The sequence below is a fragment of the Roseovarius sp. ZX-A-9 genome (assembly GCF_028369135.1).
Classification (GTDB): Bacteria; Pseudomonadota; Alphaproteobacteria; order Rhodobacterales; family Rhodobacteraceae; genus Roseovarius.
Genome location: NZ_JAPWHW010000004.1, coordinates 219684 through 231765 on the forward strand (window position 1 = coordinate 219684; position 12082 = coordinate 231765).

Here is a 12082-nt window from a genome sequence, read left to right on the forward strand (position 1 = left end):
GCTTTTCGCAGCTGCGCGCCACGGCTAAGCCTTGGGCTGGCAATCAACCAGAACGCGGAGCGCCATTTTGCAGTTTTCCACGGACCAGAACCGGATCGAAATCAACACGCCCACCCGCGACGCGCTGGTGAACGCCGTGCGCGCGCATCTTCGGGCACGGTCCGGCTTTGCCCTGGCGACGCTGAACCTCGATCATTTGGTCAAGCTGCGCCACGATGCTGCCTTTGCCGCCGCCTATGCCGCCCAGGACATCGTGGTGGCGGATGGGCGGCCTGTGGTCTGGCTGTCGCGGCTGGCCCGGCAACCGGTAGACCTTCTGCCCGGCTCTGATCTGGTGCTGCCGCTTTGCGCGGTTGCCGCGAGCGAGGGGCGCGCCATCGCGATGATCGGCAGCACCGAGGCCGCACTCGGCGATGCCGCAGACCATCTGACGCGCGCGGTGCCGGGGCTGAAAGTGGCCTATACCAATGCCCCTGCGATGGGGTTCGATCCCGATGGCCCGGCGGCGGCAGAGATCCTGCGCGCGCTCGAAGCTTCGGGCGCGGGCCTGTGTTTCCTGGCGCTTGGTGCGCCCAAGCAGGAACGTCTGGCGGCGCGGGGCCGCGATCTGGCCCCGTCGGTGGGGTTTGCCTCGATTGGCGCGGGCCTCGATTTTCTGGGCGGGCACCAGCGGCGTGCACCCACCGTGGTCCGGCGGCTGGCGCTCGAATGGCTCTGGCGCGCACTCAGCAGCCCGCGCCGGATGGTGCCACGCTATGCGCGCTGTTTCGCAATTCTGCCGGCGTTGACAGTGCAGGCGTTGCGGCAGCGCCGACGCGGCTGACAGCCCGGCGCTCCCTTTCGGCGTGGATAGGCGGCAAGGCACCGGCCTGCCCTGTTCACCGCATCGAATGCCGCCCTATCACTTATATTCGATCAGTGCCGATTTCCGGCCCATCAGACGACCCAGATAGTATCCGAGCGCGCCCTGCGCCTCGGCAAATTTGCCTAGCACCGTGAAAAACGCCCAGTCCCAGCCGCCGCCCGGCCGCAGGCCCAGCCGGATCACCTGCAGCGGATAGATCAGGAACAGCCAGAGAGCGTGCACGTTCACGAACGCCAGCGCAACAATCGCCAAGGGCAGCACTGCCCCCCAAAGCAGCGCGCGCCGTGTCTCGGCCACCCAATGCCGTTCCGGGCCGCTGCCGTGCAATGCGGCCCCCTCGGCATAGGCATGCCCTGCCCGCCTAGACCGCCGCCACCACTGGCCCAGCCGCGTGATCGCCGCATCGTGCAGCGTCATTTCTGCATCTATGCGCCAGATCTGCCAGCCCGCCCGGCGCAGGCGCAGGCACAGCTCCGGCTCTTCGCCCGCGATCAGGCCCGGGTTGAATCCGCCCACGGCGCGCAACGCCGCCCGACGCATCAACGCGTCGCCACCGCACGCCTTGACCTCGCCTGCGGGCCCTGCCCATTCGCGGTCGATCAGCCGGTTGTAGATGCTGGCTTGTGGCGCAATCTCGCGTCGCCGTCCGCATACCACCGCGCAGTCCGGGCGCTCTGTCAGATGCAGCGCAGCCTGATACAGCCAATCCGGCTGCACCCGACAATCGCCATCAACCAGCATCACCAACCCATCGCCATCCAGCCGTGCCAGACCCGCGTTGCGGGCCCGCGCGGCGGTAAAGGGCTGCTGCAGGTCGAGTAACACCACTTCGGCGCGCGCCGCTTGGGCTATCGCGATACTGTCATCGGTCGATCCGCTGTCAACATAGACCAGCCTCCGCACCTGCCCCCGAAGCGAGCCCAGACACGCCTCCAGTCGCGCACCCTCGTTGCGCCCGATCACCACCGCATCGACGGGCGGCAGGTCAGTAAGTTGTTCCGTCATAGCTGCAGCACCGGTGCCATCTGTTCGACGAACCGAGCCGAGCGCGCATAGTCGCGCAGAAGCTCGAACGCCGCTGCGCTGATCCTCGCCCTCGCCGCGTCATCCCGCAAGAGCCAATCAACCTTCTCGGCGAAATCGCTCAGGTCCCATGCGACAGGCACATAGGTTTCTCCGGCCACGAAAATATCCGGATCAGTCTCCACATGGCTCATGTCCTGTTTGAGCAGCACCGCCCCCGTCATCACCGCCTCGTAGTCGCGCCAGCAGACCTCACCATAACCAAACGGGCTGAAACATACCTTCGAGGCGCGCAACTCGCGCAAAAAGAGGTCGTGGCGAATGCCCGTTCCGGTAACGCTGCGAACGCCCTTCAGCGCTGCTACCGCATCGGCACAGCCCTGCCGCATGGCGCGGTACCACGGCGTACCCTCCACCGCGATCCGTGCATGCAGATCAACCGGCCGTGCCCCCTGTGGCAACGCGCCCTTGTCAAAGACCGGCAGCATGAAATCGGCTGTCGCAAAGGACGGCCCGAGATGCAGAGTGTCCCAAAAACCTAGTGGAATATCAAATCTTTGCACCGTGTGGTTCAGGTCAAGATTGCGCCCATAGTAATCCATCAATGTCGTGTCGCCAAAGGTCGGCCGGTCATAGCGCGCGCGATCCGCCAACAGGTGTTTGGTCAGGTATCCATCCACATAGGGTGCCACACGCGCGGCCATGCGCAGATCGGTGGGCGCAAACCAATCCATGTAGACCACCCGCGCATCCGGATTGCGCGTGCGGATCAGTGACATGTGCCGCTCCAGATCCGCATCCGATATGTCAAAATTCGATTGGTAACAGACGGTTGTCGCGCCTTCTGGATGTTCCTCCTGCGAGCCGTACTCCTCCATCACCACCTCACGGATATCCGCATCATACTGATCGCGAAACCTGTCGGCATAGTAGTGAAACGGAAAATACTGGCTCTGCGGGATGCGATGATCAACCGCCAGCAGCAGAACGCGGTGCTTGGCGCTTGCATCAAACGGGCGCTGAAACGCCCTCTTGCGCCGCCGCGCATAGCGCATCGCGCCCAGACGCCGGGTGATCCGTTCCAAAGTCATAGCGCGTCCGAAACCAGCCGCGTCGGCCGGTCCCGCTCCAACCGTGCGGCCAGTTTCTGCAAAAGGCGCGCACGCTCCGCGTCCAACCCATCCAGACAGGCGGCGTGCAGGCGGTACATCATGTCCGGGCTGCGGCGCAGTTCATTCGGCTCACCGACAAACGCACGCGCCCCGCCTGGCACATTCCCAAGCGTGCGGGTGATCCGCCATACATCCGCGGCACTGCGCAGCTTGTGCCGCAGCGATCCAGCCTGCCGCGGCGGCGCCGTGAACCCTTCGGCAAACGGGATATCGGCATAATCCGGATAGGCCCGCGCGATCACGTCATTGTGCAACTGCTGGTCCTTCGTGACCGCATAGGGAAGCGACAGGCAAAAATTTGCAAACGCCTCATCCAGGTAAGGGCAAAATACGATTTCTGATTTTGAAAGAATGGCTTGCGGAACAAAGTTTATCTCTCTCCTTGTGCGGTGATACAGCCAAAACACCTGATACGGGTCCGGCGCATCCGCGTACTCGGCCACCGCGCGGCCGATGTAATCCAGCACCTCTTCGTCCATCCCCGGCGAATAGAGCGGCCCCGCGCCCTGCCCCCAATGCTCCTTCGAGACGACCCGCCCGTGCCCCTGGACCAGACCGCGGGCGATGCCCACATAGTCATCGGCATGTGCCAGACGGTAGAACCGGTCCGCATCTCCGTCAGGGTTGGTCAGGATATCTCCCGCGATCCCGTCAAAGGCAGCACCCTCCCGCTCCATTACATAATCGTGCAGCGGCATCATCTGGGCGTGTTCCTCGGCGCACAGACTGGTCATCACGATGGCACGCATTCCGTCGGCCAGGCGCGGACGGGCATGGCCCAGCACATCGTGGTGCACACCCGCGCGGGTCGCGAGCGCGCGGGCGGCCAGCGCCTCGGCGTTCATGGCGCCGCCATTGTGGTGGAAGGTGACGCAAGCGTCCGGCCGACGCCCCTGATGCAGCATTTCCAGCAGGATATGGCGCGAATCCCGTCCACCACTGAGCGGCAGGGTCAGCGGCCCGTCCCAGCCCGCGAGAATGCCGCGCATCGCAGCGCGGAAATGTTCCGTCATGCCCTCCACCGCGCTCTCGCGGCTGATCTGCTGGGCCTTTGGCACGGGCACGCCGCCCTCGATACGCAATTCACCCGCCTGCCATGTCAGCCGCGCGCCCGGCGGCAGGGTCCGCACATATGCAAGCGGGGTGTCATCATGGATGAAAATGCCCATCCGGTGGAACACCGCCAGCGCCCGGTGGTCAAGCGTCGTATCACAGCCCAGCGCCACCAGTTCCAACAGTGACGAAGACACCGCGAGCGTGCCATCCTTTTCATAAACAAAAAGGTTGAAAAAACCGAACGGATCGACCTCGGCCGTCAGCCGCGTCCCGTCCCAGACCCACCGCGCCCAGAGCCGCCCGACGCCAGTATCGCGCAGCACCGGGTCCGACTGCCAGCGCGACTGCCCGGCGACATCCGCGCGCCCGTCCCGCCAGCGAAGGCGGAGATAAGGCGCTTGCGCCGTCTCGTCGGTGGGTCGGGTCATGTTTGCGCTCTCTTTTTCCCGGGTCGACGCGCGCCGGGCAATTGTCGGGCATAAAAGGGGATTGCGCGTGCAACGGCAATCACAAAGCGGACATTTCGGTAGAATCGGAGGCCCGCTGCGGCTTGCCAGCCTCGGTGGTACCGCCTGACAAGCCGCGCCAACTGGCCGCCACCCCCAAAGGGCGCGCGCGCCGTTGGAGCGGGGTCAGCCGCGTTTTTTCGGGGGCATCAGATCGGTGATGGTGCCCTCGTACATCTCGGCGGCAAAGTTGACGGTTTCACTCAGCGTCGGGTGTGGGTGGATGGTGTGGCCCAAGTCGATCGCATCGGCGCCCATCTCGATGGCCAACGCCACTTCGGCAATCAGTTCGCCCGCGCCGGTGCCGGTGATGGCCGCGCCCAGCACCCGGTCGGTTTCGGGATCGAACAGCACCTTGGTCATCCCCTCGGGACGGCCGTTGCTCAGCGCCCGGCCCGAGGCGGCCCAAGGGAACACGCCCTTCGCCAGCTTGATGCCGCGCGCCTTCGCCTCGGTCTCGGTCAGCCCGACCCACGCCACTTCGGGGTCTGTATAGGCCACTGACGGGATCACCTTTGCATCAAAGAACCGCTTGTGTCCTGCCGCGACCTCGGCCGCCACCTTGCCCTCGTGAACCGCCTTGTGCGCCAGCATCGGCTGGCCCACCACGTCGCCTATGGCAAAGATATGCGGCACGCCGGTGCGCTGCTGGCGGTCGACCGCTATAAAGCCGCGCTCGTCCACGGCCACGCCGGCCTTTTCGGCCCCGATCGCCGCGCCGTTCGGGCGGCGGCCCACCGCCACCAGCACCTTGTCGAACGTGTCGGTGCTCTCGCCGCCATCGCCCTGCATCGTGACCCTGAGGCCCTTTTTCCTCGCCTCGACCGCCGTTACCTTGGTGTTCGTCAGGACCGCCTCGTAGCGCGCCTCGATGCGCTTCATCAAAGGTTTCACGATGTCCTTGTCGGCGCCGGGGATGATCTGGTCCATGAACTCGACAACGGTCACACGCGCTCCCAGCGCGTCGTAGACACAGGCCATCTCCAGCCCGATGATGCCGCCGCCCAGCACCAGCAGGCGCTCGGGCACGCCATCAAGCTCGAGCGCTCCGGTGCTGTCGATCACCCGCGCGTCGTCATGCGGGATGAACGGCAGTTTTACCGGCGCGGACCCCGCAGCGATGATGCACTGGTCGAAACTGACGCTGCTGGTGGTGCCCTCCGCGCCCACGACCTCGATCATGTTGGGCCCGGTAAAGCTGCCATAGCCGGTCACGACCTGCACTTTGCGGGCCTTCGCCAGCCCGGCGAGCCCGCCGGTCAACTGGCGCACGATGCCGTCCTTCCAGCCGCGCAACTTGTCGATATCGACCGTCGGCGCAGCAAAGCTGATACCGTGTTCCCCCATCTCGGCGGCCTCGGTGATCACCTTGGCGCCGTGCAGCAGCGCCTTGGACGGGATGCAACCGACGTTGAGACAGACCCCACCCAGCGTCGGGAATTTCTCGATCAGGATCACGTCCAGCCCCAGGTCGGCGGCACGGAACGCGGCCGTGTAACCGCCCGGCCCTGAACCCAGCACAACCAGCGCGGCATGCAGATCGCCCCGGCCTGCCGCAGTGCCGCTGGCGGCGACGGATTTTGGTGCGGCGGGGGCCTCTTCCGCCCCTTGCGACGCCTTGTCGACCTCATCGCCCGCGGCCGCCTCCAGCACCATGATCACGTCGCCCTGGTTGACCTTGTCGCCCGGTGCCACTTTGATCACGGCCACCTTGCCCGCCGCCGGGCTGGGCACTTCCATCGTCGCCTTATCGGACTCCAGCTCGATCAATGGATCCTCGGCGCGGACGGTGTCGCCCACGCTGACGAGCACGGTGATCACCGGCACATCCTTGAAATCGCCGATATCGGGTACTTTCACATCCATTTCTGCGCCCCCTTACAGCATCAGCCGGCGCACATCGCCGAGCAAGTATTTGAGTGTCGCGCAGAACCGCGCCGCCAGTGCACCGTCGATGGCGCGGTGATCGTAACTGAGGCTCAACGGCTGCATGTTGCGCGGCTGGAATGCCTCGCCATCCCAGACCGGCGCCATCTTCGATCGCGTGAGGCCCAGAATTGCCACCTCGGGCGCGTTGACGATCGGCGTGAACGACGTGCCGCCGATCCCGCCCAGCGACGAGATGGTGAAGGTGGCCCCCGCCATGTCGTCGCCCTTGAGCTTGCCATCCCGCGCCTTGGCGCTGAGATCGCCCAATTCCTTGCTGATCTCCACGATGCCTTTGCGGTCGGCGTCGCGGATCACAGGCACCATTAGCCCGTTCGGGGTATCTGCTGCAAAACCAATGTTGTAGAAGGATTTCCTGATCAGCTTGTCACCATCGGGATGGATCGAGCTATTGACCTCCCAATGGGTTTTCAACGCAGAGACGCTGGCCTTGACCACGAAGCTCAGCAACGTGACGCGGTAGCCCTCCTGTTTGGCCTGCGCGTCCAGCTCGCGCCGGTAGGCGTCGAGATCGGTGATGTCCGCCTCTTCGTTATGGGTCACATGCGGGATGTTGAGCCAAGAGCGGTGCAGCGCCGGGCCGCTCAGCTTCTTGATGCGCGGCATCTCCACATCCTCGACGGGCCCGAATTTCGAGAAGTCCACCGTCGGGATCGGCGGGATGCCCATGCCGCCTGACACCGGCCCAGACGCAGCAGGGGCTGCGGAAGATTTGAACGATGCCGTCACGTCCTCGCGCAGGATCCGGCCCTTGCGGCCCGTGCCCGCGATCCGGTTGAGATCGACATCGAGGCTGCGGGCAAAGGCGCGCACTGACGGCGAGGCATGAATGCCGGTAAAGTCGGGAGCTGTCATCGGCGCGGCGTCTGCCTGTGAGGCGGGCGGTGCAGCCGAGGTTGTCGGTGCGGCGGCTGGGGCCGCAGGCTCTGCCTTTGCCGGTGCTGCCTCTGCCCCGTCGCCTTCGAGCACCAGCAAAAGCGCGCCCTGCGACACCCGGTCACCCGGCTTCACCTTGATCTCGGCCACCTTGCCTGCGGCCGGGCTGGGCACTTCCATCGTCGCCTTGTCGCTCTCCAGCTCAACCAGCGGATCCTCTGCGGCCACCATGTCGCCCACGGCCACCAGCACCGTGATCACGGGCACATCTTCAAAATCGCCGATATCAGGGACTTGCACGTCTATTGTCATATCATCTGTCCTCTTTTTCTATCCCGATCACACCCGACTGGTCACACCAGTCTCGGGTTCGGCTTGGCGCCGTCGATGTCGTATTTCTTCAGGGCTTTCTTCAGATCAGCCTCGCTGATCGCGCCGTCGCGCCACAGATCGGTCATCGCCGCCGCCGCGATATGCGCCGCGTCCACTTCGAAGAACCGCCGCAGGTTGGCGCGGCTGTCAGAGCGCCCGAAACCGTCGGTGCCCAGCACCGTGTAACGCCCCGGCACAAAGGCGCGGATCTGCTCGGAATAGCTCTTGATGTAGTCCGTGGCGCAGATCACCGGCCCCTTGAGGCCCTTCATTACTTGCGTCACATACGGCACCCGCTCCTTGCCCAACGGATTCAGCCTGTTGTGGCGCAGCGCATCCTGCCCGTCGCGCGCCAGTTCGTTCATCGACGTGGCCGACCAGATATCCGACGTGATGCCGAAATCGGCCTTCAGCATCTCGGCCGCTTTCATGGCCTGCATCAGGATCGTCCCGGACCCCATGAGATTGACATGCTTCTTCCCCGGCCGGGCGGTCTTGCGCATCCGGTAGAGCCCCTTGAGAATCCCCTCTTCGACGCCCTCGGGCATGTCGGGATGAACGTAGTTCTCGTTCATCAGCGTGAGGTAGAAGAACACATCCTCCTGCTCTACATACATCCGCTGCAACCCGCGCTGGATGATAACCGCCACCTCGTAGCTGAAAGTCGGATCATAGCTGATGCAATTGGGGATCGTGCCCGCCAGCACATGGCTGTGCCCGTCCTCGTGCTGCAAGCCTTCGCCGTTCAATGTGGTGCGCCCCGCCGTGCCGCCCAGCATGAAGCCGCGCGCCCGGCTGTCGCCTGCCGCCCATGCCAGATCGCCGATCCGCTGGAAGCCGAACATCGAATAATAAATGTAGAACGGCACCATCGGCACGCCGTGGTTGGAATAGGACGTGGCCGCCGCGATCCAGTCCGACATCGCGCCGGCTTCGTTGATGCCTTCCTGCAGCACCTGCCCGTCGATGCTCTCGCGGTAAAACATCATCTGTTCGGCATCCTGCGGCGTGTAGTTCTGCCCCAGCGGGTTGTAGATCCCCACCGAGCGGAACAGCCCCTCCATCCCGAAGGTGCGGCTCTCGTCGGGCACGATCGGCACCACGTTGCGCCCCATCTTCTTGTCGCGCAACAGCGTCGTCAGGATCCTGACGAAAGCCATCGTGGTCGAGATTTCGCGATCTCCGGTGCCCTTTGTCTGCGCCTCGAACACCTCCAGCCCCGGCACCTCCAGCTTGGGCGCATCGCGCCATTGTCGCTGCGGGAACGGGCCACCCAAGGCATCGCGTCGTGCCTTGAGATAGGCGCGCTGCTCGTCGTTCAGCGCCACCAAAGGCGCGCCGGCTACATCCTCGTCCGACACTGGAATGTCGAACCGGTCGCGGAAGTGCCGAAGCTGGTCGGTGGTCATCTTCTTTTGCTGGTGGGTGATATTCTGCCCTTCGCCCGCCGCGCCCATGCCAAGCCCCTTGACCGTCTTGACCAGCAGAACGGTCGGCTTGCCCTGCGTCTCGGACGCCCGCTTGAACGCGGTATAAACCTTGCGCGGCGAATGCCCGCCGCGGCGCAGCGCCCAGATCTGGTCGTCAGACCAGTCCGCCACGAGCGCCGCCGTCTCGGGGTATTTGCCGAAGAAATGTTCGCGGATATAAGCGCCGTCCTTCGATTTGAACGTCTGGTAGTCGCCATCCACCGTCTCATCCATCAACTGCCGCAGACGGCCGGTTTCATCCTTTTCCAGCAACTCGTCCCAGCCCTTGCCCCACAAGAGCTTGATCACGTTCCAGCCCGAGCCGCGAAAGCCACCTTCCAGCTCCTGCACGATCTTGCCGTTGCCACGAACCGGCCCGTCCAGCCGTTGCAGGTTGCAGTTGACCACGAAAATCAGGTTATCCAGCTTCTCGCGCGCCGCCAGACCGATCGCGCCCAGGCTTTCGGGTTCGTCCATCTCGCCATCGCCTAGGAAACACCACACCTTGCGGTCGGCCATGTCGATATGGCCCCGGTTGTGCATGTATTTCATGAAACGTGCCTGATAGATCGCCATCAACGGCCCCAGCCCCATGCTGACCGTCGGAAACTGCCAGTAATCGGGCATCAACCACGGGTGCGGATAGGAACTCAGACCATTGCCGCCCACTTCCGAGCGGAAATTGTCCATCTGCTCGGCGCTGATCCGCCCCTCCATGAACGAGCGCGCATAGATCCCCGGCACGACATGGCCTTGGAAAAACACCAGATCGCCGCCGTGGTTTTCATTCCGCGCCCGCCAAAAGTGGTTGAGGCCGATGTCGTACATCGTCGCCGAAGACGCAAATGACGCGATGTGACCGCCATATTCGCTGCTGATCTTGTTGCGCCGCACCACCGTCGCCATCGCGTTCCACCGGTTGATCGTCCGGATCCGCCATTCCATCGCGATGTCGCCGTAATCGCCGATCTGCTCCTCGACGGGGATCGTGTTCTGGTACCCTGTTGTGTCCGAAAATGGCAGATCAGCCCCCGCTTCGCGCGCAACACGAACGGCGCGGTCCAAAAGGTAATGCGCCCGCCCTGTCCCCTCACGCGCAAGAACATCCTCAATCGATTCCTCCCATTCGCGCGTCTCGATTGGGTCAATGTCATCGGATTTATCGGTCATTCTCGGCTCCTGAAAAGAAGGGGGATTTCATGCATGGGACCGGGGCGTTGACGACCCTCTCGGACCCGGTCTGTATCCCGGGGGCAATCATCGTCTGCGGCGCGCCAGCACTGTCGATCCGAAATCGTCTGCATGGCCCCCCAAACATTATCTGCCGCGCCCGCCGTTGCCGCACCCGACGCAAGGGCGGGTGTCACGGCTGCGCGCTCGCGCATGTTTTCGTCAACACCAGAGTGGCGGCTTGGCGGGGATTTGGCAATGCCCGCGTTTTTCAGGCAGATCGAGGGCTGGTCAGCGAGCGATGATGATATCGGCGCAGAGCCCGCCCAGACGTTCGGACTGCCCCAACCGCAAGCTGCCCCCGTGGACGCGCGCCACATCCGCCGCGATCGACAAGCCCAGCCCCACGCCTGTCCCCTTGTCCTGATTGCGGCCCGGCTCCAGCCGGGTAAAGGCGCGCGTGGCCTCTTCGCGGCGGTCGGGGGGAATGCCCGGCCCGTCATCCTCGACCCGTATACGCAGCGACCGTTCGCTCAGACGCACCGACACTTCAGCTAGGCTGCCATAGCGCACCGCGTTGCCAATCAGGTTTTCGACCGCGCGGCGAATACCCGCCTCGCGCAGTCGCAACTGGCCGCTGCCGCTGACCTTGTGCAGTGTCGCCGGAATTCGGGCCCGCTCGCAATCCGAGACGATCTGCCGGACCAGGGCGACGGGATCGATCAGCTCCGTCTCCCCTTCAGCCGCATCGCGGGCAAAGGCCAGGAATTCATCCAGCAGCCGCTCCATGTCGCGGACATCGCGCAGCATCGGCTCGCGCTCTTCCTCGTCATCCAGCATTGCCAGGCTTAACCGGAGCCGGGTCAACGGCGTGCGCATGTCATGGCTGACCCCCGACAGCATCAGCGTTCGCTGCTCGATCTGCCGCTCGATCCGGGCGCGCATGTTGACGAATGCCAGCCCTGCGGCGCGCACCTCATTGGCGCCCGCCGGACGGTAGACCACGCTTTCGCCCCGCCCGAATGCCGCGGCGGCCGCCGCCAGTCGGGTGATGGGCCGCAACTGATTGCGCAGGTAGAGAAAGGCAATGAGCGTCATCAACGCCCCGAACACCGCCATGTTGACAAACAGCTGATGCGGATTCGCCGCCGAGACCCGCCGCCGGTCAAACTGCAGTTCGACGGGCCCGGCCTCGGTCTGGATGTACAGCGACACCAACTGGCTGTCGGCCAATGACACCGATCGCAGCGTTGGCAGCAGCCGATTGAATTCACGGATCACGATGATGCCGCTGAAATCATACCAGTACCGGATATCGCTCTGGGGCACGGCTTCCTGGGCGACCGGTGTGACGGAGATGGCCAGGATGGCGGCATCGCGCGGCTCCGACCGCTTGTCCAGCACCAGCCGGACCTCGCGCGCGGTGGCGGTGGTCATCTGCTTGGTCACGCCCTCGATCAGACGCTGCACCGACACGACCGACACCACCACCAGCACCGAGATCACCGGCAGCAGCAGGATCAGCGCCGCCCGGCCATAAAGGCCACGCGGCATATATCGTTTGAGCCAGGCGAAAGACATGGGATAAGCCTAACCGGCGTACCGCCCGGCGCAAGCCGTTTCGCC

General features: G+C 64.4%; 8 protein-coding genes. 1 reads left to right on the forward strand and 7 read right to left on the reverse strand.

Features of this window, described 5'->3' with window-relative positions; genetic code table 11:
* Window positions 1-67 precede the first annotated feature (67 nt).
* Window positions 68-823, forward strand: a complete 756-nt coding sequence (locus tag O3306_RS06040; protein WP_272004563.1) for a WecB/TagA/CpsF family glycosyltransferase — start codon at window positions 68-70, stop codon at window positions 821-823.
* A 78-nt stretch (window positions 824-901) separates the two neighbouring features.
* Here the strand turns inward: O3306_RS06040 and O3306_RS06045 are convergent, their stop codons facing one another.
* The 7 genes from O3306_RS06045 to O3306_RS06075 all read right to left on the reverse strand — a co-directional run bounded on the left by O3306_RS06045 (window position 902) and on the right by O3306_RS06075 (window position 12037).
* Window positions 902-1870 carry a glycosyltransferase gene (locus O3306_RS06045; RefSeq protein ID WP_272004565.1) on the reverse strand — a complete coding sequence of 323 codons (969 nt, stop codon included), beginning with the start codon at window positions 1868-1870 and terminating at the stop codon, window positions 902-904.
* On the reverse strand, window positions 1867-2979 hold the full coding sequence (locus tag O3306_RS06050) for a glycosyltransferase family protein (RefSeq protein WP_272004568.1): 1113 nt from the start codon (window positions 2977-2979) through the stop codon (window positions 1867-1869). The genes O3306_RS06045 and O3306_RS06050 overlap by 4 nt, the downstream gene beginning before the upstream one ends.
* A complete protein-coding gene (locus O3306_RS06055) occupies window positions 2976-4544 on the reverse strand; it encodes a hypothetical protein (RefSeq protein WP_272004569.1) in 1569 nt (522 codons plus the stop codon). The genes O3306_RS06050 and O3306_RS06055 overlap by 4 nt, the downstream gene beginning before the upstream one ends.
* Window positions 4545-4748: 204 nt before the next feature.
* Window positions 4749-6488, reverse strand: a complete 1740-nt coding sequence (lpdA, locus tag O3306_RS06060; protein WP_272004571.1) for a dihydrolipoyl dehydrogenase — start codon at window positions 6486-6488, stop codon at window positions 4749-4751.
* A gap of 12 nt (window positions 6489-6500) precedes the next feature.
* Window positions 6501-7757, reverse strand: coding sequence for a dihydrolipoyllysine-residue acetyltransferase (gene aceF, locus O3306_RS06065; RefSeq protein ID WP_272004573.1), 1257 nt, complete (start codon window positions 7755-7757; stop codon window positions 6501-6503).
* A gap of 41 nt (window positions 7758-7798) precedes the next feature.
* Window positions 7799-10456, reverse strand: a complete 2658-nt coding sequence (gene aceE / locus O3306_RS06070) for a pyruvate dehydrogenase (acetyl-transferring), homodimeric type (protein WP_272004575.1) — start codon at window positions 10454-10456, stop codon at window positions 7799-7801.
* 291 nt (window positions 10457-10747) lie between these two features.
* Window positions 10748-12037 carry an ATP-binding protein gene (locus tag O3306_RS06075; protein ID WP_272004577.1) on the reverse strand — a complete coding sequence of 430 codons (1290 nt, stop codon included), beginning with the start codon at window positions 12035-12037 and terminating at the stop codon, window positions 10748-10750.
* Between the last annotated feature and the right edge of the window lie 45 nt (window positions 12038-12082).